The following is a 26,598-nucleotide window of genomic DNA, read 5'->3' as shown; positions in this document are numbered from 1 at the left end:
GCCCCTTGGGGTTTTGTCGAAGCGCGCCGATCACGATATCGTGATTTGTATCAAGTCATGATATGTCGATCCACATGACAATCGGCTCGACCACGGTGAGACAGGTGTAAGGATCGCCCTCCGATCGACCTTTACTTCTGTTGTTTCACCTTCTTAAATAATCAGGGTCTGCCAAAAGACCAGAAAAACGAGATCCCCATGAGCCATTTCCTGGACAGATTGCGTTATTTCTCCACCACGCGGCCACGCTTTTCCGACGGACACGGCGCCGTCACGGACGAGGACCGAAAATGGGAAGACGGTTACCGGAAGCGCTGGCAGCACGACAAGATCGTCCGGTCGACCCATGGCGTGAACTGCACGGGCTCGTGCTCGTGGAAGGTCTACGTGAAAGGCGGGATCGTCACCTGGGAAACCCAGCAGACCGACTATCCGCGCACGCGACCCGACATGCCGAACCACGAGCCGCGCGGCTGCTCGCGTGGTGCGTCGTACTCCTGGTACCTGTATAGCGCGAACCGCCTCAAGCATCCGATGGTGCGCAGCGCGCTCGTGAAGCTGTGGCGCGAACGCCGCCGCACGCTCGGCCCGGTCGAAGCGTGGCGCTCGATCGTCGAAGACGACGCGGCACGCTGTTCGTACCAGAGCCGGCGCGGGCTCGGCGGCTTCGTGCGCGCGAGCTGGGACGAGGTCAACGAGATCGTCGCGGCGGCCAACGTGCATACCGTCGAGCGGCACGGCCCCGATCGCGTGGTCGGCTTCTCGCCGATTCCGGCGATGTCGATGGTGTCGTACGCGGCAGGGTCCCGCTACCTGTCGCTGATCGGCGGCGTGTGCCTGAGCTTCTACGACTGGTATTGCGACCTGCCGCCCGCGTCGCCGCAGACCTGGGGCGAGCAGACCGACGTGCCGGAATCGGCCGACTGGTACAACTCGACGTTCATCATGATGTGGGGCTCCAATGTCCCTCAGACGCGCACGCCGGACGCGCACTTCCTCGTCGAGGCGCGCTATCGCGGCACCAAGGTCGTGTCGGTGTTCCCCGATTACTCGGAAGGCGCGAAATTCGGCGACCTGTGGCTGCATCCGAAGCAGGGCACCGACGCGGCGCTCGCGCTCGCGATGGGGCATGTGATCCTGAAGGAGTTCCATCTGGCGGGGAAGAGCGACTACTTCGCCGACTACTGCAAGCGCTACACCGACATGCCATGCCTCGTGCGCCTCGTGCCGCACGGCGACGGCTACGTGCCCGAGCGCCTCGTGCGCGCATCCGACTTCGACGATGCGCTCGACGAGGCCGCGCATCCGGACTGGAAGACCGTGATGATCGACGATGCGACCGGCGAGTTCGTCGTGCCGGTCGGCTCGGTGGGGTTCCGCTGGGGGCAGCAGGATGCAGCCGACAAGGGCAAGTGGAACCTGCGCAGCGAGACGTCGAAGGGTGCGGCACTCGCGCCGAGGCTGTCGTGCACGGTCGCGCACGACGAAGTCGTCGACGTGCTGTTCCCGTATTTCGGCAACCAGCCGCGCGCGCATTTCAACTCGACGCAGCATACGTCCGAACTGTCGCGCCGGATCGGTGTGCGGCGCATCGCGACGCGCCACGGCGAGATGCGGGTCGCGACCGTCTACGACCTGTTCGTCGCGAACTACGGGCTCGACCAGGGCCTCGGCGGCCGCGACGTGGCCGCGAGGTACGACGACGACCTGCCTTACACGCCGGCCTGGCAGGAAGCGATCACCGGCGTGAAGCGCGCGGACGTGATCTCGGTCGCGCGGCAGTTCGCGGAAAACGCGCACAAGACGCAGGGCAAGTCGATGGTGATCATCGGCGCCGGGATCAACCACTGGTTCCACATGGACATGTCGTACCGCGCGATCATGAACATGCTGATCATGTGCGGCTGCGTCGGCAAGCCGGGCGGCGGCTGGTCGCACTACGTGGGCCAGGAGAAGCTGCGGCCGCAGACGGGCTGGACGGCGCTGTCGGGCGCGCTCGACTGGAACCGCCCGCCGCGCCAGATGAATTCGACGTCGTTCTTCTACGCCCACACCGACCAGTGGCGCTACGACCCGATGGACCCGGCCACGCTGCTGTCGCCGCTCGCGGACAAGTCGCGGTTCCACGGCGCGCCGATCGACTACAACGTGCGCGCGGAACGGATGGGCTGGCTGCCGTCCGCGCCGCAGCTCGCGGTGAACCCGCTGAAGGTCGGCGCGGCGCTCGGCGATCCCGCGCATGCCGGCGCGGAGATCGCGCAGCAGCTGAAGGCGGGCACGCTGAAGATGGCGAGCGAGGATCCGGACGCGCCGGAGAACTTCCCGCGCAACCTGTTCGTGTGGCGCTCGAACCTGCTCGGCTCGTCGGGCAAGGGCCACGAGTATTTCCTGAAGCATCTGCTCGGCACCACCCACGGCGTGCAGGGCGAGGATCTCGGCGCGTCGGGCGGCACGCGTCCCGAGGAAGTGGCGTGGCATGACGACGCGCCGCGCGGCAAGCTCGACCTGCTCGTGACGCTCGACTTCCGGATGTCGACGACCTGCATGTACTCGGACGTCGTGCTGCCGACCGCGACGTGGTACGAGAAAGACGACATGAACACGTCCGACATGCACCCGTTCATTCATCCGCTGTCGGCGGCCGTCGATCCCGCGTGGGAATCGAAGAGCGACTGGGAGATCTTCAAGGGGATCGCGAAGCGCTTCTCGGCGCTGTGCGACGGGCATCTGGGCGTCGAGCGCGATGTCGTGCTCGCGCCGATCGCGCACGACACACCGGGCGAGCTCGCGCAGCCGTTCGACGTGCAGGACTGGAAGCGCGGCGAATGCGAGCCGGTGCCGGGCCGCACGATGCCGAACGTGAGTGTCGTCGAGCGCGACTATCCGAACACCTACGCGCGCTTCACGTCGCTCGGGCCGCTGATGGACAAGCTCGGCAACGGCGGCAAGGGCATCGGCTGGGACACGAAGGACGAGGTGAAGCTGCTCGGCGAGCTCAACTACAAGGTGGCCGACGGCGCGGCGCACGGGCGCCCGCGCATCGACACGGCGCTCGACGCGGCCGAGGTGATCCTCGCGCTCGCGCCCGAGACCAACGGCGAAGTGGCGGTGAAGGCGTGGCGCGCGCTGTCCGGTATCACGGGCATCGACCACACGCACCTGGCCGCCGCGCGCGCGGACGAGAAGATCCGTTTCCGCGACATCCAGGCGCAGCCGCGCAAGATCATCTCGTCGCCGACGTGGAGCGGGATCGAATCCGAGCACGTGTCGTACAACGCCGGCTACGTGAACGTGCACGAGCTGGTGCCGTGGCGCACGATGACCGGCCGCCAGCAGCTCTACCAGGACCATGCGTGGATGCGCGCGTTCGGCGAATCGCTGTGCGCGTACAAGCCGCCGATCGATACGGGCAGCTACGAACACATGGTCGGCAAGCGCTCGAACGGCAATCCGGAGCGCGTGCTGAACTTCCTGACGCCGCACCAGAAGTGGGGGATCCACAGCACGTACACGGACAACCTGCTGATGCTGACGCTGTCGCGCGGCGGCCCGATCGTGTGGATGTCGGAGGACGACGCGAAGGCGATCGGCGCGGTCGATAACGACTGGATCGAGTGCTACAACTCGAACGGCGCATTGTGCGCGCGGGCCGTGGTCAGCCAGCGGATTCCGTCCGGGATGGTGATGATGTACCACGCGCAGGAGAAGATCGTGAACACGCCGGGCTCCGAGATCACCGGCACGCGCGGCGGCATCCACAACTCGGTCACGCGCATCGCGCTGAAGCCGACGCACATGATCGGCGGGTATGCGCAGCTGTCGTACGGCTTCAACTACTACGGCACGGTCGGCTCGAATCGCGACGAGTTCCTGATCGTGCGCAGGATGAACAAGATCGACTGGCTCGATGGCGAAGAGACCGCGGTCGACCCCACAACGCAAGTCCGGTCAGGAGAAACGTCATGAAGGTACGCGCACAGATCGCGATGGTGCTGAACCTCGACAAGTGCATCGGCTGCCATACCTGCTCGGTGACCTGCAAGAACGTGTGGACGAGCCGCGAGGGGATGGAATACGCGTGGTTCAACAACGTCGAGACGAAGCCGGGCATCGGCTATCCGAAGGAGTGGGAGAACCAGGACCGCTGGCGCGGCGGCTGGAAGCGGCGCGCGGACGGCAGGATCGAGCCGCGTCTCGGCAGCAAGTGGCGGCTGCTCGCGCAGATTTTCGCGAATCCGCACCTGCCCGAGATCGACGACTACTACGAGCCGTTCACGTTCGACTATGCGCACCTGCAAGAAGCCGGCAATACGCGCGCGATGCCGGTTGCGCGGCCGCGTTCGGTGATCAGCGGCCAGCGGCTCGAGAAGATCGAGTGGGGGCCGAACTGGGAGGAAATCCTCGGCGGCGAATTCGAGAAGCGCGCGAAGGACACCAACTTCGAAGGGGTGCAGAAGGACATCTACGGGCAGTTCGAGAACACCTTCATGATGTACCTGCCGCGCCTGTGCGAGCACTGCCTGAACCCGGCGTGCGTCGCGTCGTGCCCGTCGGGCTCGATCTACAAGCGCGAGGAAGACGGCATCGTGCTGATCGACCAGGACAAGTGCCGCGGCTGGCGCATGTGCGTGTCGGGTTGCCCGTACAAGAAGATCTACTACAACTGGCAGAGCGGCAAGGCCGAGAAGTGCATCTTCTGCTATCCGCGCATCGAGGCCGGCCAGCCGACCGTGTGCTCGGAAACCTGCGTCGGGCGCATCCGCTATCTCGGCGTGCTGCTGTACGACGCCGACCGGATCAGCGAGGCGGCCAGCGCCGAGAACGAGAAGGACCTGTACGAAGCGCAACTGTCGCTGTTCCTCGACCCGGACGACCCGGCCGTGATCGCGCAGGCCGAACGCGACGGCGTGCCGGCCGCATGGATCGACGCGGCGCGCCGTTCGCCGACCTACAAGATGGCGATCGACTGGAAGATCGCGTTCCCGCTGCATCCGGAATACCGCACGCTGCCGATGGTGTGGTACGTGCCGCCGCTGTCGCCGATCAACGCGGCCGCGAACAGCGGCGTGCTCGGGATGAACGGCTACCTGCCGGACGTCGAATCGCTGCGCATTCCGCTGCGCTACCTCGCGAACCTGCTGACGGCCGGCGACGAGGCGCCCGTGAAGCTCGCGCTCGAACGGCTGCTCGCGATGCGCGCGTTCATGCGCGCGCGCCACGTGGACGGCATCGATGCGCGCGGCGTGCTCGACCAGGTCGGGCTGTCGCTCGCGCAGGTCGACGAGATGTACCGCTATCTCGCGATCGCGAACTACGAGGATCGCTTCGTGATCCCGACGACGCATCGCGAGTATGCCGAGAACGCATACGACCTGCGTGCATCGTGCGGCTTCTCGTTCGGCAACGGCTGCTCGGACGGCCGTTCCGAGGCGAGCCTGTTCAGCCCCAGGAAGGGCGGCAAGACGATTCCGATCCACGAGGCTTCCCGATGATGAGCGCCGCACCCGATCCGACCTATGCGGCGCTTGCGGCGCTGCTCGACTATCCCGACGAGGGGCTCGTCGCCGCGCTCGACTCGATCGACGCGCACCTGCGCGACCACGCGCGCCTGCCGGGAACGGTGCGCGCGGGCCTCGACCGGTTCCTTGCCTACGTGCGCGAACGTGACCTGCTGACGCTGCAGGAGAACTACGTCGGGCTGTTCGACCGTGGCCGCGCGACGTCGCTGTACCTGTTCGAGCACGTGCACGGCGAATCGCGCGATCGCGGGCAGGCGATGGTCGACCTGCTGCAGATGTACGAGCGGCACGGGCTGTTCCTGAACGGGGGCGAGCTGCCCGACTACCTGCCGGTGTTCCTCGAATACCTGTCGCGGCTGCCGGCGCCCGACGCGCGCGAGCTGCTCGCGGAAACCGGCGAGATCCTGCGCGCGCTGGCCGGCCAGCTTGCGCAGCGCGGCAGCCATTACGGCTTCGTCGTCGGTGCGCTGCTGCCGATGGCCGGCCTCGCACCGGCCGACGCGCCGGACACGAGTGCCGCGGGTGTGGCGGACGACGTAGCCGCAGAGCGGCCGAGCGCCGCCGACTACCGCGCGCTCGACGCGTCGTATGCGGACGAGGCCGTGCGCTTCGTCGGTGCGGCCACGCCGGCGGAGGAGCCGGTGCGTTTCTACGATCAACGGCCAGCGCGGCGCGCATAGGCGCGCCGGTCCAACAGGGGAAAGCCATGAACGACTACCTGCATCAATTCCTGTTCGGGATCTATCCGTACATCTGTCTCGCCGTGCTGCTGCTGGGCAGCCTGATCCGCTTCGACCGCGAGCAGTACACGTGGAAAAGCGATTCGTCGCAGTTGTTGCGCCACGGCATGCTGCGGCTCGGCAGCAACCTGTTCCACTGGGGCGTGCTGGTCGTCGTGCTCGGGCACTTCGGCGGCTTTCTCGCGCCGCACTGGCTCGTGTCGCCGTTCCTTTCGGCGTCCGGGCACCAGTTGGTCGCGATGGTGGCCGGCGGCGCGGCCGGCGTGGCCGCGATCATCGGGCTGACGATCCTGATCTGGCGGCGCCTCGGCGACCCGCGTATCCGCAAGAACAGCCGAAAGTCCGACATCCTGATCGTGCTGATGTTGTGGGCGCAGCTCGCGCTAGGGCTCGGCACCGTCGTGCTGTCGACGCGCCACATGGACGGCGCGATGTTCGAGCAGTTGACTGACTACGTGAAGGGCGTCGTCACGTTCCGGCCCGACATCGCGAGCCTGCTCGCCGGCGTGCCGCTGACGTACCGGCTGCATATCCTGCTCGGCTTCACGATCTTCCTCGTGTCGCCGTTCACGCGGATGGTGCACATCTGGAGCGGCATCGCGTCGGTCGCGTACCTGCTCCGCCCGTACCAGATCGTGCGCAAGCGCTGAGGAGGCACGATGAACGACGTTCTCACAGAAGTCCCGGCCGCGCTGCGCATCAACGGCATTGCGATCGATGGCGCCGCGGTCGCGGCCGAGGCCGCGCATCACGGCGACGCGCCCGATCCGTTCGACGCGGCACGGCGCGCGCTCGCGGTGCGCGAACTACTGCGGCAGCGCGCGGTGTCGCTTGCGCTGCTCGACGAAGGCGCGCCGCTCGACGACGCGGCCGTCGACGCGTTGCTCGCGCGCGAGCTCACGCACGTGCCCGAACCCGATCGCGCGGATTGCGAGCGCTACTACGCGCAACATCCGGCGCGCTTTCGCCGCAACGACATCGTCTATGCGAGCCATGTGCTGTTCGCGGTGACGGACCGCGTGCCGCTCGCGCCGCTGCGGCAGCGCGCGGAAGCGGCGCTCGCCGATGTGGTGGCCGCACCCGATACGTTCGAAGCGCTCGCGCGCGTTTCATCGAACTGCCCGTCGGCGGAAGTCGGCGGCAGCCTCGGGCAACTGCTGCGCGGCGACACGGTGCCGGAATTCGAGGCCGCACTGTTCGACACCGACGGTATCGGCGTGCTGCCGAAACTCGTCAATACGCGCTTCGGCTTTCACATCGTGCGCATCGAGCGCCGTGTGCCGGGCGACGCGGTGCCGTTCGACGAAGCCGCCGCACAGATCGCCGCGTACCTGTCGGCGCGCGTGCGGGAGCGGGCGATGCGGCAGTACGTGGCGGTTCTTGCAGGCGGCGCGCGCGTCGAAGGCGTCGCATTCGACGGCGCGAACGGGCCGCTGGTCCAATGAAACGGGGTGTGCGCATGTCAGCTCAACAACAAGGTAACGTGGTGCCGGCCGGCGGCGCGCCGGCGATTCCGCTGCGCGCGTGGTCGGTGCTGGGCGGGAGCACGCTTGCGTTCATGGTGTGTTTCGTCGTGTGGATGATGTTCGGCGTGCTCGGCGTGCAGTTGCGCACCGATCTCGGGCTGAACAGCACGGAATTCGGGCTGCTCACGTCGACGCCCGTGCTGACCGGTGCGCTGATGCGCTTGCCGCTCGGCACGTGGACCGACCGCTTCGGCGGCCGCATCGTGATGACGGTGCTGCTCGTCGTGTGCGCGGTGCCGGTCTACATCGTCAGCTACGCGACGCAGCTGTGGCAGTTCCTGCTGATCGGGCTGTTTCTCGGTTGCGTCGGCGCGTCGTTCGCGGTCGGCACGCCGTATGTCGCGCGTTTCTTTCCTCCGCAGCGGCGCGGGCTCGCGATGGGTGTGTTCGGCGCGGGCACGTGCGGCGCGGCCGTCAACCTGTTCGTCACGCCGCTGCTGCTCAACGCGTACGGCTGGCGCGTCGTGCCGCGCGTCTACGCGGTCGCGCTGCTCGTCACGGCCGCGATCTTCTGGGTCGCGTCGGCGCCGGATCCGGGCGCGGGCAAGCGCGGCGGCTCGTGGCTCGATTCGTTCAAGGTGCTGCGCGACCCTCGCGTGTGGCGGCTCTGCCAGTACTACTCGATCACGTTCGGCGGCTTCACCGCGCTGTCGCTGTGGATCCCGCAGTACCTGAAGAGCGAATACGGGATGTCGCTCGTGATGGCGTCCGCGTTCGCGGCCGGCTTCTCGCTGCCGGGCTCGGTGCTGCGCGCGCTCGGCGGCGCGCTGTCCGACCGCTTCGGCGCGCATGCGGTCACGTGGTGGGGGCTGTGGGTCGCGTGGATCGCGCTGTTCCTGCTGTCGTATCCGGCGACCGACTTCGTGATCCATACGATCGACGGCACCGCGACGCTGAACGTCGCGATGCCGGTGGCCGGCTTCGTCGCGCTGACCTTCGTGCTCGGCGCGGTGTTCGCGCTTGGGATGGCGTCGACCTTCAAGTACGTCGCCGACGATTTCGCGGACAACATGGGCGTCGTCACGGGCATCGTCGGGCTCGCGGGCGGGCTGGGCGGCTTCCTGCTGCCGATCCTGTTCGGCATGCTGCTCGACCTGCTGCGCGTGCGCACGACCTGCTTCATGTTCCTGTACGGGATCGTGTGGGTGTCGCTGATCCTGATCTACCTGTCGGAAGTGCGGCGCACGCCCGTCACGGGCTGAGGGGTTTCGATCGATGTGAGGCGCGTGGGCGCGGGGCCGGAGCGATCCGGTGTCGCGCTGCGTCGCCCGTCGCGCCCGGAACGCCGCGCGCGACGTATCCGGCCGCGCGCGCTTCTGTCAAACTGGCGGCCATGAAACCGCGCCTCGCTTCACCGCCTTCTCCCGATTCCGCGCCTGCGCCCGCAGGCTTTCCCGACGCCGACGAACTGGCCGCGCTGCGTGCGTGGTACGCGGGCATGACCGTGCGCCAGGCCGTCGAGCGCTACCTGCCCGATCGGCTCGGCGAAGGGCGGTCGGCGCGCGGCGTGATCGGCGGCATTCGCCGTCGCCTCGTGCGCGTCGCGCGGCAGGTTGGCCGGCCCGATCTCGCGGAGCGGCTTGGTCATCCCGACAGCGAGCGCACGCGGGAAGCGAAGGCGGCCGCCGAAGCGATCGGCCAGCTGCGTCATGCGCGCGCGCCGGTCCCGCAGATCAGCGACGACGTCGGCCTGTGGCTACCCGCGCGTGCGGTCGTTGCGCTGCGTGCGCACGGGATCGCGACGCTCGCCGATCTCACGGTGCGGATTCCGCGCCGGCGCCAGTGGTGGCGTGCGATCGCGGGCCTCGGCGTGGCCGGTGCCCGGCACATCGAGGCGTTTTTCGCCGCGCATCCGGCGCTGACGGAACGGGCGCGCGCGCTGATCGCGGCGACGCCGCGCGGCGCCATCGTGCCGTGGGAGCAACTGAAGCTGCCGCACGAGGTCGACGGCTCGGCCGGCACCTTCCGCGCACCGCGCGCAACCAGCACGCTCGACGCGGACAACGATTACGCGGCCGTGCATGCGTGGCTGTCATTGCACGAATCGGCCGCGACGCGGCGGGCGTACCGGAAGGAGGCCGAGCGGCTGATTCTGTGGGCGATCGTCGAGCGCGGCCGCGCGCTGTCGTCGCTGACGACCGAGGATGCGGTCGCATATCGTGCGTTCGTGCGGCGCCCGACGCCGCACGAGCGCTGGGTCGGGCCCGTGCGGCCGCGCGGTGCGCCGGACTGGCGGCCGTTCTCGGGCGCGCTGTCCGCGCGCTCGGCTGCATACACGCTGTCGGTGCTTGGCGCACTGTTCCGCTGGCTGATCGAGCAGCGCTACCTGCTCGCGAATCCGTTCGCGGGCGTCAAGGTGCGCGACACGCGCGGCGCGACCGCACTCGACACGTCGCATGCGTTCACGGAAGGCGAGTGGCTGCTCGTGCGCACGATCGCCGACGGGCTCGAGTTCCGCAAGGCCACGCCGGCCGCGCCGCAGTCGGGCTGGACGCCGGCCGCCGCCCAACGGCTGCGCTTCATTCTCGATTTCGGCTATGCGACCGGGCTGCGCGCGAGCGAGCTGGTCGGCGCGACGCTCGGCGACATCGAGACCGATGCGCACGGCGACGCGTGGCTGAAGGTGATCGGCAAGGGCAGCAAGGCCGCACGTGTCGCGCTGCCGCCGCTTGCGCGCACAGGGCTCGACCGTTTCCTGGTCGCACGCCGGCTGCCGGTCACGCCGTCGCGCTGGCGGCCCGACACGCCGCTGATCCCGAGCCTCGCGGAAGACGGCGCGGCCGCGATCACGAGCGTGCGGCTGTGGAAGGTGATGCAACGTTTCTTCGCGCAGACGGCCGATCAGGTCGAGGCCGACAACCCCGCGCTCGCGCAGAAGCTGCGGCAGGCAAGCCCGCACTGGATGCGTCATACGCATGCGACGCACGCGTTGGCGCGCGGCGCGGAGTTGACGACCGTGCGCGACAACCTGCGGCATGCGTCGATCTCGACGACGTCGATTTACCTGCATGGGGACGACGTGAAGCGGGCGCGGCAGATGTCGAGCGCGTTCGCGGCCGACAAGTAGCCGTGTCGTGCCGTCGGCGCTGCGTCCGAAGAGGCGGCGCGGTTGCAATCCGTCACGCGGCGCCACGTGTTTCCGCGGCCGCCGGCCGCTCGATCGCCGGCCGGCCCGTGCCGCTCTCCCGGCACGTCGGCGAAGCCCGCTTTTTGTGAAGCGCTATCGGGCGGTTCACCGCACCGTCATGCAACTGTCAGCGATGTCGGGCAGGGGCGGGCGATCGAGATCGCACGTGCCTGCCTGAATGCGCGCTCCACCGACCAGCGGGCGACGCACCGCAGCATATCCGCAACCAGGCGGAACGGTCGGCAGCATGCCAGGGTCATAACCATTTTCCCCGGGAGTAGCGAATGGCATCGAGCCAAGGCACCGTTGATTTCATCGTCGAGCAGATGGCGGCGGCCGGCACGGTATCGGCGCGCAAGATGTTCGGCGAATACGGCATCTATTGCGACGGCAAGATGGTCGCACTCGTCTGCGACGATCGGCTGTTCGTCAAGCCGACGGCCGAAGGCCGCGCGTTTCTCGGCACGTGCGAAGAGGGCCCGCCGTATCCGGCCGCGAAGCCGCACCTCGTCATCGCCGGCGAGCGCTGGGACGATCGCGAATGGCTGTCGGCGCTGATCCGGATCACCGCCGCGCAGTTGCCGGTGCCGGTGAAGCGGCGCCGATAACGGCGCGTTCGGATGCCATGTTGCGCTGCGGCCAGGCGTATTCTGTGACACATGTGCGCGACCATCGCGCATCCGGCGGGAGCACAAGAATGAAGACATCCGGACATTCGCGCGGCACGTGGCTTGCTCGCTGCGCCCGGCACGCGCTCGTCGCGGCCCTGTGCGTGGGCTGGAGCGCGCTGTCGTTCGGCGCGGACGATGCGGCGACACTGCTCGAGCGTTACCGCAGCCTCGGCCCGCAACTGAAGGACAACGCGTTTCATCGGCCGCTGGTCCTCGAATCGGCGGAAGCGTCGTCGTCGCTGAAGGGCGACATCTACGCGGTGGTCGACTATCCGTACGCGGTGGTGAGCGGCCAGCTCGACGATCCCGCGCAGGGCCCCGCGAACTGGTGCGCGGTGCTGATCCTGCACCTGAACACGAAGTATTGCCACGCGTCGACCGGCAGCAACGGCCCGGTGCTCGACGTGAACCTCGGCCGCAAGATCCAGCAGAAGCTGCCGGACACCTACCGCGTGCAGTTCCGCTATCGCGTGGCAACCGCGACGCCCGACTATTTCCAGGTCGACCTGACCGCCGACAGCGGCCCGATGGGTACGAAGGATTACCGGATCGCGCTGGAGGCCGTGCCGGTCGGCGCATCGCGCACGTTCCTGCATCTGACGTATTCGTATGGCTTCGGCACGGTCGGCCGGATGGCGATGAAGACCTATCTCGCGACCGTCGGCAGCGACAAGGTCGGCTTCACGACCGTCAGCGGCGGATCGGCCGCGCAGCCGCAATACGTCGGCGGCGTGCGCGGGCTGCTGGAGCGCAACACGATGCGCTACTACCTCGCGATCGACACGTATCTCGCGACGCTCGACAAGCCGCTCGACCAGCGCCTCGCGCGCTGGTTCGACGCGACCGAGCAGTATCCGCAGCAATTGCACGAGGTCGAGCGCGGCGCCTATCTGCAGATGAAAGCGCAGGAGGTGCAGCGGCAGCAGGCGGTGCGGTAGGCGGTGCGTATGCGTGATGGCGTGCAGCGAGCGGACACCTTCGTGTATGGCGCCCACGTGGCTGGAGCGACGTGCAAGGATCCTTGGGTGCAAGTTGCGGACACAATTCGGCACCGTTTTCTCAGGAACGTGTCGGGGGGATTATTCGCAATCACTATCCGGAAATCACTTAATGCCTCGCGCGCTATCTGTTTGTCCGTGTGACTAGGCGGAGTCAGTGCATTCGATGGAGGCGTGTCTTGTCACGCTTCCGAGTGACTATGGAATAAGATCCTGTCGTGACCGAACGAAGGGGAGTAAGGGCAACGCGGGCACAATAGATTAGGGAACCTGTCGGGACCTGCTCGAATCACGCTTGGCGCAACCGCCGAAGGTCACGTTCAAAAAATAATCACGACGTTCGCATCGGGGAAATCACATGGGAGTAATAGGAAATAGTTTGGTCGGCATAGGTGTGCTTGCATCGCTGATCGGTATTGGTGGTTTTATAGACACGCGCAAGGTAGATCGAAGATTCAAGACCGGCTATAAGAACAACGAGCCGGATTCTAGAAATTTTGGCCGGTCGGGCAAGATTTTGTTATGTGGTATCGGTCTATTTGTATTCGGGCTAGTGGTTAACCGCATGTCGGATTCGGACGTGCAAGCGACCGGAAACGAAGTGACGCACGAAGGCCGGGCACCGGCGGATCTCCCCATCGCAGATTCAGCTAAACCGACAACCGAGAATGTGCTGTCAGAGGTGCATGCATCAACTCGATCGGCATCCCGTGTGTCCAAGTCTGAACGTCCGTCATTCGAAATATCCGAGCAGAGCAGCGGCGTCTCCGAAGCGCCAGCCGATCGTGCAGTGCAAACGCCTACTTTCGCGACCGGTTTCGACTGCTCACGAGCATCGCACGATGATGAAACGGCTGTCTGTCATGACCGGGGTTTGGCCGCAATGGACCAGCGGTTGACTCAGTTGTATGCGGCCGCATTGCAAACCGTCTCGGATCCGGAGGCTCTCCGGCAATCCGAGTTAGGCTGGATAGCTACTCGACATCAATGTGGCAAGGACCTTGATTGCTTGCGTCGCGTATACGGCGAGAGAATCGGTCAATTCGTCGGATCGGTAGGTTCGAAGCCTTTGCTTCCCGAGGACGGGAAATAGACTCACTTCGGCATGGAAGCCCCGGCGCACGGCGAACGCCGCGCCCGGGAGACTTACTTCAGTGTACGCATCGCTGCTTCCGTGCCGGACGCATAGTCCAGTTCGGAAACCACCTTGAGCGGTACCTCGCCCACCCCCATCGCGCGTTCGATCAGCAAGTCGTCGCCATGTTGGGCCAGCAACGCCTGCAATCGGCCGAACTCGCCGCACCACAGCGTTTCGACATCCTTGTCGCGGGCAACGTCGCGATTCGCGACGAGGGATACGGCGCGAACCTGCAAGCGGCCGGCCTGAGCCTGACCGCCGACTTCGACACCATAATCCGGCAGCGAAGGCTTCTTGACGACGACCCGGCCGTCCTTCGCCCATGCGGTCGCCATGCCCTCATGCACTTCGTAGCCAAGTCGCGCGAGGCCGCTCAGGATCGCGTTGCGCCGCGCCTCCGCTGCCTGTTGCTGCCGCACCTGTGCGATCAGGTCCTGCCCGGTTCGGGTCAACTCGGCCACGAGGTCGGGCGAGGTGGCGATATCGCACTGCCGGGCGCGTTCGACAAAATTCGCGGTGTCTGCCGTGTTGCAGACCCGAATCTCCGCCGTCAGTTCTTCCAGTGCCGCTATCGCCGCGCGACGTGCGCGGGCGGCCTCGATGGCACTCGACAGGTCGAGGATCAGGCTATCGAGCAACAGGCTCTTTCGCGCGTCGTTTACCTCGTCTTCGAGCGCGTCCAGTCTCGACGAGAACCCGGCAGCGGCTTGCGGATCCAGAAATAGCCGTGCCTCCCCGATCTGTCGATCGAGACGGTCGACCGACGGATCACGAGATTCCGCCCGTTGCGCGGCCTTCCAGGCCTCGAAGTCCGCCGACGCTTCGGCGGGCATCAGGCGATTCGCCAGCGCCCGTTGCGCATCGTTGAGTGTGCGTCCCGCAGCCGGCGTCAGGAGGGCGAACCCTTGCGCAAGCAGCGTATCGGCATGCTCGAGCAGGTCGCCCGAGCGCAGGCGATCGAGCTGGCCATGCAGGTCGGCCGGAATCTCGATCCCTTTCGCTTCCAGTGCGCCAAGCAATGCCGTCGCGCTGTGCCGTCCTTGCCGTCGGCGTTTCGCTTCCTGCTCGACCCGTTCGACTGCCACCTGCTGACGCCGGACGAGATCCGCCTTCAGGAAAGCAATCTCGTCGGGCACTTTCTTCTGTAAATCCATGAACGCGTCGACGGCGATCAATGCGCCCAGCGCTTCACGTCGAGCCTGGGTCGCCGCGATCTCGTCGTCCGACAGCGCGCCGGTACGTCGGCCTTCGGCGATCCAGGTGGCGATGGCCTGGTCGAGGCGCTGCAGATGTCCATCGCAGATCGCGACGATTTCTTCACGCGTCACGATCCGGACGACTTTCGGGCCGCTCATGCGATCACCTCCTGGTTCAGCGCCTGCGCGACGGCGGCTTTCAGGCGAGCCTTCTCTGTTTCCGGTGCGTGGTACCAGGCTTGCGACGACACGCGATGCAGTGTCGGAATGGCGCGTCCGAGCACCGACGGCCGCCAGATTTCCCGGGCGCGGGCATGTTCGAGCAGCGGATGGCGCGGCGCATCGCACTCGATGCCGATCGCATAAAGACCGGTTTCCGGATTGGCAATCGCAAAATCAAGCCCGAAGGCGTCGCCTTCCTGTGCGGGCACCGGTGACAGGCCGAGTTCCTGCAGATAGGCCAGCACCTCTTCCGCGAAACCGTCGACGGCGCCTGTCTGCCGCAACTTCGCGTGCGCCCGTTCGCTGCACATGCGGCCGAGCAATGCGCGGCCAGCGGGCAATTCGCCGTTCGACATGGCGCGTGCGTATTCCATATAGCCCTGAAGATAGTCGCGCGGAATCGCCGGCTTGCGCTGCGTCGTGAGCATGTCGGAGATCTCGCGGATGGGCATCGACGTGATGAGCACGACTTTGTGGCGCGCACGCGTCACGGCCACGTTGAGACGCCGCTCGCCACCGCTCTGGCCCAGCACGCCGAACAAGCGCCGGAAGGTACCCTGGCCGTTGCGCCCGAAGGTCGTGGAGAAGACGATGATGTCGCGTTCGTCACCCTGGACGTTCTCGACGTTCTTAACGAATACGGCCATGTCCTCGCCGCGATCGGTTCGCTCGAGTTCCTCGCGATATGCATCGCGGAATGCTTCATCCTCTTCCGCGCGCAGTTCCAGGCGCTCCAGAATGAGGTCGGCCTGCTTGCGGTTGAACGTGACCACGCCGACGGAGGGGCGCTGTGCGTAGGGTTGTTGCCACAGTTGGGCCAGATAGGCGACCACGCGATCCGCTTCGTCGCTATTGGTCTGCTGCTCGTAAAGACCATTCACCTGGATGAGTTCGAGCGGTTTCACCTCGCGCACCGTGGCATCCGGATGGCGCACCGGCACGCTGAGGTTGTTCTCGTAGAACGCGGCGTTTGAATAGCCGATCAGCTCCCGATACGCCGAACGATAGTGAATCTGCAGCGTCGACACGGGCAGCGCGCTCCGTGCCAGTTGCAGTACGTCAGGGCAGTCCTTGATTTCGCGTCGGTTCCAAGTGTCCTCGAAGCGCTCGCGTTCGTCTTCCGTCGCGGCCTCGTCGGGTTGCTCGCCGTCGAAGACGTCGGTCTCGTCGCTTTCTGCCCGGCTCGAAAAGAACGCCGTGGGCGGCATTTGCTTCTCGTCGCCGCTGACGATCGACAGGTTGCAGCGAAACAGCGTCGGAATCGCGTATTCCACCGGCATCTGCGAGGCCTCGTCGTAGACGACGGAATCGAACAGCCCCGATTTCAGCGGTAGCACGCGGCTGGCGACGTCGGGGTTCATCAGCCAGACCGGCCGCAGCGCCATCAGGCCCAGCCCCGTACCGAGTTCGATGAATTCGCGCAGGCGCCGGGAGCGCCGGCCGGTCAAACGCGTCACGTCTTCCCAGTCGCGCGCCGAGCCCAGTCGGCTGTGGTCGATGCCGTTGCGAAGCATCTCGCGGTTCAGGCGCCGCATTTCCCCGTCGGCGGCTGCGAGCGCGTCGATCTTGGCGGCCGTTTCACTCTGGTCGAGCAGCAATTCGGGATTGTCCTGCTCCATGCGCCGCTTCCATCCGAGCCGCGCCTCGCGGTTGATCATGCGCCGCACGGCGTCGTCGAGGCGTTCAGGCGGCACACGCGTCAGCGCGTCTTCGTGGTCGCGCATGATCGCAAACACGTCGAGTGCGTCGGCGCTGACATGTCGTGCCCGGGTGCGGAATTGCTGGTACGCGGCCAGCGTCGGCAACGCATCGCCGATTCGGTTCAACGGCGCCTGATAACTGATGTTGTCGGCGATGGCCTGCCGACAGGCGGTGACGAGTTCTGCCGAGAGCCACTCCTCGATCAGCCTCAGTGCCCGAAGACTATGCTGGCGCGCGTTGTGCCGCACGAACGCGGTTTCGAAGCCGTCGAGCAACTGTTCGACGGGCGCCCGGTCGCCGGTCATCACGGCCGAGTCGAACTCGTCGCCGCGCGGTGCGATCGCCAGATGCTGCGCGAGTTCGCGGATTTCTTCGAGCTGGCGCAGGCGCGTCAGGCAGGCATCGGCGAGCGCCGGCCCGCAAGCGGGCTCGACCGTCTCGAGGTGCAATGCGCGGCTGATCGTGTTCAAGGTGTCGCGCAGCGGCCGCCAGGTCTTTTCGAGCCGCGTGGCGGCCAGCAGCTTGCGGAGCGTCTCGTCGGTTGCGGGCGCGCCGCAGCCGGTGACGAACTTCATCAGGCGGCCACGCCGCAGATACGTGACCGGGTTGAGGCGGCGCAAGAGAGAGGGCGCGCGAGTCGCCAACGTCGCCTGGGCCTCGAGCTTTCGGAGCGCGGGATCCGGCAGGTGCGCGGCGGTAGCCGACAGCACGGCATCGAAGCCGCTGGTCTCGACGGCCAACAGGTCGCGATGCAGGGTGCCGAGCGCCGTGTAGTAACGGTGACCTTCCGCATCGGCGTTGTCGGCCGGTCGGAACAAGGGCAGCCATTGAGCCAGCCGTTTGCGTTGCGTCTCGTCCAGCGCGACGAGGCGACCGGCGTTGGCATCGAGCCAGGCCCGATACGGGGCGGGGTCGTCGACATCAAAGCGCGCGGGATGGGCGGCGAGCGTCTCGATTCGCAGGCGCTCCGCGTCGAGGAAAGCCGCGAAGACCGAATTGAACGCATCGAGCGTGGCGGCATCGGTCGCGAACGACTTCAATTGCGCCAGCGGGCTGCCCTCGAACTTCGACGGTAGCCAGTAGCGGGCGAGCGGTGCGCAGTGTTCTTCCAGCGTGGTCAGTGCCGAAATGTCCAGCGTGGCAAGCCGGGTACGCAACTGCGGCACGCTGACCGGCGGTGTGCCGGCTTCGAGCCGGATCAGTTCGCCGAGCAGCGCCCGATAGCTGAGGCCGGTCGATTCGTCGACGCGATGCAGCGCGGCATGCTGACGATCGAGTTCGCCCTCGAGCGCCTCGATTCTCGCGGCCATGCGTTCACGCTGACGTATCGAACCGTGGTCGAACACGGCACCGCGAAAGATCGCATCCAGTTGCTCGCGGACGGCTCGAATCGTCGGCTCGCGGTCCTTGTTGACGTCGTTGAGCATCACGATGCGATCGCCCAGGCCTTCCGCGACGAGACGCTTGCGAACGACTTCGAGCGCGGCATGTTTCTGGCAGACGATCAGCAGGCTTCGGCCTTGCCCGATCGCGTCGGCGACCATGTTGACGATCGTCTGGCTCTTGCCGGTGCCCGGCGGCCCTTCGACCAGCAGTCCGGGGCCCTGACGCGCCTGCAGGATGGCCGCTTCCTGCGACGGATCGCTCGCCACAGTTAGGAATCGGTCGAGCTCGGTCGACGTGGCCTCGGGCGCATCGTAGTCGGATTTGTCCTTGAGCCGCAGCATCGATTCGAGTGCCGTGCCGGAAGGCGACAATTGCTTGAGCTGCCGCAGATCCTCGCCGATGGCCTGGCCGGCGAAGTCGACGTGAAACAGCACGCCGGCGCAGGCGAGACGCGTCGCGCCGGCGGGCAGGTCGAGGGTCGGCAGCGGCAGCGCGCCGAGTTTGCGGCTATCCACGTCGGCCAGCAGGCCGAACGCATCGACCACGTCGGCCGCTTTCAACGCGGAACGTCCGAGCACCTCGTCGGCTGCGACACGCCACGCCTTGACGGCTTCGCGTCCCAGCAGGCCCTCGAGCGCGGGATTCAGTCGAACCTCTTCACGCTCGCCGTCAAAAGCCATCGCCACCTGGCGTCGCGTGCCAAGCTCCATCAACAGTTTGACCGGCCACAACAGGACGGGGGCGATACGAGGGCGCGTCGTGCTGCGATGATCCTTGTAAAGCAGGAACGGGAAGCCGAGATAGAGGCCATCGATGCCGGTATCCCGCTTATAGAGCGAGGTCTGCCGATACAGCGTGTTCAACCGGCCTTCGAGCGTTCCGCTTGCACTGAATACGTCCGGATCCACCGATACCGTCTGGACATTGCGCTGGAGCAGATGGTCGAGCAGTGCGATGCTGGCGAATCGCTCGCCGTTCAGTTCGTTGAGATCGACCCGCCCCGTGGTCTTGCCGATGGTCATCCGTACCAATGGGCCGCGCAATACGGACGTGGCGACTTTTTTTTCGAAGAAGTCGAGGATCTGCGACACGTATTGCTGCTTCTGCGGCTCCAGCCACTGCTCGGCGGGCACCGACAACAGAACGACCACTTCGTGCAGCGGCAAGCGACGTTCCAGCCGGAACTGCTCCGCCCATTCGTCGACTGTCGGGTTTCCGGTTCGCGCGAATCCGGCGATGCGGTCGTCGACGGCATGGAACAGTTCGACGCGCGGCAGCGCAAGCGCGACCCTGGCAGCCTCGCGATCGAAGACCAGAATCTGCTCGCGCTCCGCGATGACCGCCGCCTGGTCGAGGATCTCGTCGACCGAGCGAAACTGCGAAATGGCCGCGCTCAGCAGAACGATCAGGTCTTCCTCGCTGAGGACGCGTCGTTCCGACAGCGACAGCAGGCCGTGATGATCGGAATCCGGCAACAGCAGGCGTCGCTCTTCCCATTGCGCGGCCAATTGGGCGCGCGAGGTAGAGAGCAGCGCGATGCGCACCAGGTCCTCGTTCAGTTCGATGCCAAGCTGCGCGGCCCGGTGTCGCACTTCATCCGCTCGAGCACGCAGCCTGGACAGCCAGCTTTCCGTGCCCAGCCGCGCCAGGAACGTCGGCACCGGCCCGGTCACCAGGTCGTAACCCTCCAACGGGTTGTGCAGCAACCAGCCGGGCGTGACGATGTCGCCGCGCAAAATGAGCGGCATGTCGGGATTCAACAGCTTGAGCGCGATCATCAGGCGGCAGTCGTCATCGACGCCGTCGAGTTGCGCAACCTGACGCAGGCCGACCAGCACTTTCGCACCGGCACCGGCTTGTTCCGCCCATGTCAGGACGACGCCGCGATTCAGGTGGTCGCGTGCCGCTTCCCAGTTCTCGCGTTCCGCCGCAGCGAGCGCGAAGATCGCCGGCTTGCGATACTGGCGGGCGCCCAATGCGATGCTGGCGCCTTCGTCGCCATCGGCATCGATCGTCGCTGCCGACGGTGCATCGACCGGTTTTCCGTCCAGCCAGGCCTTGACTTGCGGCCATTGCCAGCGTTGATGTCGGTCACGCGCGAGCAGGCCCCGCAGCAACAGGTGAAGCGAGGGATCCAGGTCGTCCGGCAGTGTGACGCCGTTGGCCAGCACGTGAATCAGGAACGCGCGCGGGTTGATGCCCTCGAAGCAGCGGCCGTCGGTCAGCTGCTCGAGCAGGATCATGCCGAGGCTCCACCAGTCGGACGCCGCGGCGACACCGCCGGCAATGGCCTCGGGCGCCATGTAGCGCGTCGTTTCGAGCGGCGAGACGATATCGAGATCGAATTCGGACAGCCGTGCCGAACCGAAGCCGCTGATGACGAGATCCAGCGGTTCGCGGCTGCGCACCAGCAGCGTGCCGGGCCGCAGGTCCCGGTGCCGCAGCCCAACGTCCGAAAACGCCTGCAGGGCCTGGCCCAGTTCATCGACGACATGGCGGATCGTCGCGCTATCGCGGACGGCCATGCCGAGATCCGCCAGCGTTCCGCCGCTCATCTCCTCGGCGACTTCGTACGCACGTTGATCCCAGCGTCCGGTAGCGATGATCTCCGGCACGTGCTCGCGCGGCAGGCGGCGCACCACGTCGTAGACCGCCGGATCCGGCTCCGCGCCGGGTCGATACAGCGTCAGGACGGCCTGCCTGCCGGTTTCGTCCTGCTGGGCCACGTAGCGTTCGCGCACGCCGTCCGTGCTGGAAATCTGACGCAGCAACCGCCAGCCGTCGATCCGCGTTTCTGCGACGGGCGCCGGCGGCGCGACCTCTGCCGAGCTGCCGGCAGGAACCTCGGCGCCGACGCCCAGCCGCTGCGTGCCGGCTGGCGTGGCCGGATCCGCGCCGCATTCGAGGCACATGAGGTCGCCGTCGTTCATCGGATGGCCGTTCGTGCACGACAACGAGGGCGGCATGGCGGATCCGGGAGCATCCGCAGCTACCTGCTGGCTGACCGTCTCGACCGTGACCACATCCTGGGGGCGCCAGCCGTTCGCCCGGATCGGGACGCCAGACAAGTCCCAGTTGCAAACGGCATCGCCGACCGTGCCGGCACAGTACCACTCGTCCACCGACCGCTCGGTTCGGCAATTCGGGCAAAAACGCATCATGGCTGACATTTCCTGTCTTATCTGTTTCTCGCCTTGTCGGCGCTGATCCGGACGTGATGCCCCTGATCGGTCAATAGGTCTCTCAATCGTTCAAAATCGTCCCGGCCCGGTATCCCCGCGAACCAGACGCTACCGTCCTCGTCGAACATGACATCCAGAGCCTTGCCCGTGTGCCGTGGCGCGCGTTCGTACTGCGCAAAACGCGCGTGGCCGAGTGCCGTCAGGCAATGCAGTCGCTGATTGTCGCTGCCGCGCAGCGCGCGTGTCTGCGGCGCATCGATGTCGAACGGATCGGAGATCAGCGCATCGATCAGGCCGTCGGTGCGTACCAGTGTATCGGCCAGGGATTCAATCGGGTGGCCGCTGTAGACGAGGATGTCGCCAGCCGGCAGTTGCCGCAGGCCATGCAGGAGCGCAATCAGTGCCTCGGGCTGATCGAACGGCTCACCGCCCGAGATCGTGATGCCGGTGGCGTCGGGCAGCCAGGTGCGGACTTGCGCCAATAGGGCATCGACGGTGGTTTCGCCCCCGGCGTGTGCCCAGGTATCCATCGAAATGCAGCCCGGGCATCGGATCGTGCAACCTTGAAACCAGATGCCGATCCGCTGCCCGGGCCCGAGCGTCGTCACCGGAAAGTGCAGGCGCGAAACGCGGATATTCATGGCCTACCGCTTCTGCAACAGGAACGCACCCGAGTCGATGCCCGAGATGACAAAGCGGTCGCCGGCGGCGGCATCCTGATCGAACAGGCCGCGTGCAAGCGGGTTGAGCAAATGCGCTTCGATCTGGTTGCGGATGCCGCGGCCGCCGTTGGATAGGTCGCCAAGGCAATGCGCCTGCAGCGCGATCCTGGAATTGTCGTCCAGGTCGACGGCGATACCCTGGGAGCCGACGTCGTCCAGCACGGCACGAACCATCTGCTCGAAGATCTCCGTCGCGACATCCTCGCGGATGAAGTCGAAGACGATGATGTTTTCGCCGATGCGGTTCAGGATCTCGGGCCGGTTCAGGACCAGTTTGAAATGCTGCTGGATTTCCCCGAGCACCTTCTTCTGGATTTCCGCAAAGTCGTTGCCTGGCTGGATATTCGCTACGCGCTGCCCCGATTCGTCCTGGCGGTAAATGCCGAGATTCGACGTGAAAACGATCAACGCTTCGGAAAAGTACACGCGGTCGCCGCGCCCTGACGTCAGCACGCCGTCATCGAGGATTTGCAGAAACTTGTCGAGAATGCGCGGATGCGCTTTTTCGATTTCGTCGAAGAGCACCACGCTGAACGGGCGTTCGCGAATCGCATTCGTCAATTCTCCGCCGACGTCGTAGCCGACGTAGCCGGGCGGCGCGCCGATGAGCCGCTGGTCGGCGTGTTCCGCGCTGAATTCCGACATGTCGAAGCGGATGTAGGCACTCTCGTCACCGAACAGCAGGCTCGTGATCGTCTTGGCGAGTTCGGTTTTCCCGACGCCGGTGGGGCCGGCGAGGAAGGCGACGCCGCGCGGCCGGTTGCCTTTCCGCTGAGTGCCCACCCCCGTCATGGCGCGCTTGACGAGGTCGAGCATGTGCGTGACTGCGTGCGCTTGCCCTTTGACACGCCGGCGAATGAACGCGTCCGCATGACGGATCTTGTCGCGGTCGATTTGCTGCCACGGATCCTCGGTGACACCCACTTTATAGCGCCGCACGGCGTCGGCAATTTTGTCGAGGGGCACCTGCTCGACGCGGGCGAGCGTGGCGATCGCATTCATGTCGGCGAGCAGCAATCCCTCGGATCCGTCGACGAAGGCCGATGCCGCCTCGGCAAGATGATCCGGTGCAGCGGCCTGGGCACCGGGTACGCCGCGCAGTAATGCGCCGGCCAACGCCCGGCGGGCGCCACTGTCGGGTTTCGACACGGGAATATGCCGGATGCGCGGATTGTCGATCAGCAACCAGTCCGGCAGATCGCCTTCCTTGTCGACGATCCAGATCACGGCATTGAAAAACGGACGGCGCAGTTCTCCCGCAGGGCGGGGGGCCGCCATATGCGCCAGCACCAGGGCGCGTGTGAACAGCGTGTGTTCGGCCGGAGTCAGCGTTTCGGCACGAATCGCCAGTCGAGAAGCAAAATCGACGACGAGGGCAATCGGCGGGCCGGGCAGCGGGACCAGGCGTTCAACGCATGCGGTGAGTGCATCGATGCCGCCCGGTGACGTGCCATCGACCGGTGTCAGGCCGAGACGTCGCAGGGTTTCATCTGCCGGCTCCGTGGGCGACACCCGGCTGTCGGGCACCGTGAAGCCTGAAATCGGATTCCAGACGACGAGTTGCGCATAACCCGCCTCGCGGAGATTGTCGCCGAGCGTATTCACCAGCGACTGCGCCGTCACCACTTCGGGGGCAACTTCACAGGCCTGTAAATCGCGGACGTTTCCCGATAGCACGAACTGGCTTTTCAACGGGAGGAAACGCAGCAGATCCCTTAACCATCTGGGTTTGACGTAGGCAGGCATGTCGTGATGGCGCGCAAAGAAAGCGAAAGCAAAACGTTATCATAGCCGCCCGACCGATATATGCCGAATGAATAGGGCTAACGGAAACGAGTCGATAGTTTTACAGGCGTCGAGAAATGAATCTCGACGGCGCCATTCATTTCCGGTTTAGTCCAGCAGCCCCGCGACCACATCGACGATCCGCTGCAACAGCGCTTCGTCGTAAGGCAGCCAAGGCACCGCGCGCAGCGGCGACGGCGGCGGCTCGATCGCGGGTTCGACGGGTTCGCCGTCGCGCATCACACGCCCGGTCGCACAATGCACCGACCACGCGCCGACGCGCACATGGCGCTCGTCGAGCGTCACCCGGCCTTGCGCGATCGGTTCCGCGAACACGAGCGCGAGCACCTGCTTGCGATGCCGCGCCATCGCGCCGAGCGGCAGGTCGGACAACCGGTGCAGGCGCTGCTCGCGCTCGCTCCGCGCGGCGCGCTGGCGCACCGGATCCGCCAGCGTGTCGGCCGCGCGCGTCGCTTCATCGTCGAGCGCGAATGCGGCGACGCTGACGAGCAGGTCGACCGCACGCGCCACCTCCGAGAACACGACGGGATCGATTTCGCCGATCGGCGCGGCCATCCAGCGCCGCTCGCGCCTGCGTTCGACGTGCAGCCGGCCCGACGTGCCCTGGCCGTCCGTGCCGGGAAAGAGCCGCGCGGCGACGCTGAAGGTTGCGCGCACGTCGCCGAACTCGCGCGCGAGGCCGTCGTCGTACGCGCGGATCGACCAGCCTTCGCGGCGCGCGACGCCGATCAGCGGGCGGCTCGCGAGGACATGACCTTCGAACATCGCGGAATGACTGTTCGCGGTGTCTTCGTCGGCCGGCACGTAGAACTCGCGGAACGCCTGCCGAACGGGCTGCCGGATCGCTCGGCCGACGATGGCGCGCTGCCACGCGAGCCGCTCGTCCGCATCGGCCAGCAGCGGATGCCAGAGCCGGATCTCGCTGTCGGCGTCGAGCTCGCACACCGCGCCGGCCGCGTCGCGCAGCACGACCTTGCCCTTCGCGACGTCGGGCATGAACGAGACGGTCGCGCCGTCACGCGCGCGTGCCTGCCAGATCGTGCGGGTCGAGAACGCGGCGCCGGCCGGCGCATCGACGAGGCGCTCGCGCCATTCGGCATGGCCGAGCGTCATCGACTGCCAGAAACCCGCTTCCATGCAGGTGGCGAGCATCGTGAGCTGCTTCTTGTCGGGCTTCGCGTCGAGTGTCATGCGCAGCGCGGTGTGCGGCCGCTCGCCGAGCGCGCGTTCAGCCGGCTTCAGGTTACGCGCGAGCTTCTTCTGCACGCCCGCGTGACGCACGGTGGCCAGCGCATCGCGTAGCGCACGCACGCTCTCGGGTGTCGGGATCGTCTCGACCGCATGGCCGAGCGCGATCGCGAGCGATTGCGACGGCGCGGTTTTCGCGGCGGTCGGCGCGACGCACACGCCGGTCAGCAGCGGCCCGATCAGCGGGGGGAGCCACGGCGCGTCGCGATAGGCCGCGACGCGCGCCGCGCGTGCGACGACCTGCGCGTCGTCGGTCGTGAACGCGCGATCGGCCTGATAGGGGACTTCACCCGCGTGAATCGCGGCGACGTGCCGCGCGGCTTCGGTCAGCGTATCGCGCGCGAAGTCGACGTAAGCGGGCTCCTCCGCGAGCGTGGCGGCCGGATCGTCGGCATTGAACCACAGCCGCTTCGGCGCGAAATAACCGTCGTTCGTCGCGGCCAGCGCGAGCAGCGCCGCCGGCCCGAGTTCGGGCAGCACGTCGAGCTCGCGCACGCGAAACGGGGAGTCGGTATTCGACTGCGCATACGCATCGCGCAAGGCCGTGATGTCGCGCCGGCCGGCGAACGACTGGAGCGCATATTCCCCGTACACGGAGAGTCGTTGCAGACCGTCGTTCTGCGGTTCGTCGAGGATGCGCGCGAGTTCGGCCTGCAGCGCGGGCGCGGGCAGCGCGTCGAGACACGACAGTTCCTGTAACGCGCGCCGCCACGCGCCGGCCGGAATGTCGCGGAACAGTTCGAGCGCGGCCTCGGCATCGACGAGCGGCGCGAGTTCGAGCGCGTCGATCCGGGTGCGTAGCCAGCGCGCGAATTCGGCGCGCGGATCGTCGTACGCGTAGTCGTGCTGCGCGACGTGTTCCTCGGTGCGGCGCAGCGCCGGCCACACTGCGCCGAGCGCGTGCGCGTCGAGCGTCGACAGATCGAGCGGCGCGCCGGTGAAGCGCGGGTGGTCGGCGCTGCCGGTCAGTCGAGCGACGAGCGGGTCGACGATGGGCGGCTGGACAGATTGGGTCATGATGTTCGGCGGCCCTCGCGTGGCGGCATCGGATCGTCTTGGGTGTGGTGTTTGGCGTCAGCGCGGGCGCAGCCGCTCGACCATCTCGTGGATGACGATATGGCGGATCGCGCGCAGCAGGTGCATTTCGCCGCCGAGCGTCGCTGTGTTCCGTCCCGACGGCGAAATTCAGGAAGAAACCGTGCGATCGACGAGTTTTTGGCGGGCGATAGGCGGAATTGTATGAAAAACCGTGTGATCGCACAGTTTTTGTTCCCGATTTGCCCGGCAACGTGTCCCGCCACCGAGTGCACTCGTCACCGCTGTCCCGCCGTTCCGTAAAGTCACGAACCTCCGTCCGGCGTCGCCGCGTGTGATTTGCCGGCATCGCGGCCCATTTCATAAGACATACAGTTCCCC

At 66.4% G+C, this 26,598-nt stretch carries 15 protein-coding genes; 10 read left to right on the top strand and 5 right to left on the bottom strand.

Annotated elements, in window-relative coordinates; translation table 11 throughout:
* Window positions 1-198 precede the first annotated feature (198 nt).
* From C5O79_RS06085 to C5O79_RS06040, 10 genes are all read left to right on the top strand, one after another.
* On the top strand, window positions 199-3,966 hold the full coding sequence (locus tag C5O79_RS06085) for a nitrate reductase subunit alpha (RefSeq protein ID WP_122477615.1): 3,768 nt from the start codon (window positions 199-201) through the stop codon (window positions 3,964-3,966).
* Window positions 3,963-5,492: a nitrate reductase subunit beta gene (gene narH / locus C5O79_RS06080; protein ID WP_122477617.1), complete on the top strand. Its 1,530-nt coding sequence runs from the start codon at window positions 3,963-3,965 to the stop codon at window positions 5,490-5,492. Before C5O79_RS06085 ends, narH begins: the two co-directional genes overlap by 4 nt.
* The gene (gene narJ / locus C5O79_RS06075) at window positions 5,492-6,199 is read left to right on the top strand and encodes a nitrate reductase molybdenum cofactor assembly chaperone (RefSeq protein WP_047853642.1); all 708 of its coding nucleotides are present in this window, start codon (window positions 5,492-5,494) and stop codon (window positions 6,197-6,199) included. The genes narH and narJ overlap by 1 nt, the downstream gene beginning before the upstream one ends.
* Before the next feature lie 26 nt (window positions 6,200-6,225).
* Window positions 6,226-6,909: a respiratory nitrate reductase subunit gamma gene (gene narI, locus C5O79_RS06070; protein WP_122477619.1), complete on the top strand. Its 684-nt coding sequence runs from the start codon at window positions 6,226-6,228 to the stop codon at window positions 6,907-6,909.
* 9 nt (window positions 6,910-6,918) lie between these two features.
* Entirely contained in the window at window positions 6,919-7,704 is a 786-nt protein-coding gene (locus C5O79_RS06065; protein ID WP_122477621.1) for a peptidylprolyl isomerase, read from the top strand.
* 14 nt (window positions 7,705-7,718) lie between these two features.
* Window positions 7,719-8,987: a nitrate/nitrite transporter gene (locus tag C5O79_RS06060; RefSeq protein ID WP_122478942.1), complete on the top strand. Its 1,269-nt coding sequence runs from the start codon at window positions 7,719-7,721 to the stop codon at window positions 8,985-8,987.
* Window positions 8,988-9,118: 131 nt separating this feature from the next.
* The gene (locus tag C5O79_RS06055; protein ID WP_122477623.1) at window positions 9,119-10,852 is read left to right on the top strand and encodes a site-specific integrase; all 1,734 of its coding nucleotides are present in this window, start codon (window positions 9,119-9,121) and stop codon (window positions 10,850-10,852) included.
* A gap of 344 nt (window positions 10,853-11,196) precedes the next feature.
* Window positions 11,197-11,520 carry a TfoX/Sxy family protein gene (locus C5O79_RS06050; protein WP_046546746.1) on the top strand — a complete coding sequence of 108 codons (324 nt, stop codon included), beginning with the start codon at window positions 11,197-11,199 and terminating at the stop codon, window positions 11,518-11,520.
* Between the two features lie 89 nt (window positions 11,521-11,609).
* On the top strand, window positions 11,610-12,521 hold the full coding sequence (locus tag C5O79_RS06045; protein WP_122477625.1) for a hypothetical protein: 912 nt from the start codon (window positions 11,610-11,612) through the stop codon (window positions 12,519-12,521).
* 454 nt (window positions 12,522-12,975) lie between these two features.
* Window positions 12,976-13,674: a lysozyme inhibitor LprI family protein gene (locus C5O79_RS06040; protein WP_236862411.1), complete on the top strand. Its 699-nt coding sequence runs from the start codon at window positions 12,976-12,978 to the stop codon at window positions 13,672-13,674.
* Between the two features lie 53 nt (window positions 13,675-13,727).
* On the opposite strand, the gene C5O79_RS06035 is transcribed toward C5O79_RS06040, so the two are convergent.
* The 5 genes from C5O79_RS06035 to C5O79_RS06015 all read right to left on the bottom strand — a co-directional run bounded on the left by C5O79_RS06035 (window position 13,728) and on the right by C5O79_RS06015 (window position 26,199).
* The gene (locus tag C5O79_RS06035) at window positions 13,728-15,074 is read right to left on the bottom strand and encodes a hypothetical protein (protein WP_122477629.1); all 1,347 of its coding nucleotides are present in this window, start codon (window positions 15,072-15,074) and stop codon (window positions 13,728-13,730) included.
* Window positions 15,071-21,385 carry an AAA domain-containing protein gene (locus tag C5O79_RS06030; RefSeq protein WP_122477631.1) on the bottom strand — a complete coding sequence of 2,105 codons (6,315 nt, stop codon included), beginning with the start codon at window positions 21,383-21,385 and terminating at the stop codon, window positions 15,071-15,073. The genes C5O79_RS06035 and C5O79_RS06030 overlap by 4 nt, the downstream gene beginning before the upstream one ends.
* A 17-nt stretch (window positions 21,386-21,402) precedes the next feature.
* Complete coding sequence (locus tag C5O79_RS06025; protein ID WP_122477633.1) at window positions 21,403-22,047, bottom strand: 4Fe-4S single cluster domain-containing protein; 645 nt, start codon at window positions 22,045-22,047, stop codon at window positions 21,403-21,405.
* Between the two features lie 3 nt (window positions 22,048-22,050).
* Window positions 22,051-23,874, bottom strand: a complete 1,824-nt coding sequence (locus C5O79_RS06020) for an AAA family ATPase (RefSeq protein WP_131931246.1) — start codon at window positions 23,872-23,874, stop codon at window positions 22,051-22,053.
* Window positions 23,875-24,021: 147 nt separating this feature from the next.
* Complete coding sequence (locus tag C5O79_RS06015; RefSeq protein WP_122477638.1) at window positions 24,022-26,199, bottom strand: DUF4132 domain-containing protein; 2,178 nt, start codon at window positions 26,197-26,199, stop codon at window positions 24,022-24,024.
* Window positions 26,200-26,598 lie beyond the last annotated feature (399 nt).

This window comes from Burkholderia sp. SRS-25 (genome assembly GCF_004343765.1).
Lineage (GTDB): Bacteria > Pseudomonadota > Gammaproteobacteria > Burkholderiales > Burkholderiaceae > Burkholderia > Burkholderia contaminans.
Note: the sequence above shows the minus strand (reverse complement) of the source record. Positions and strands in the feature narration are given on the sequence as shown.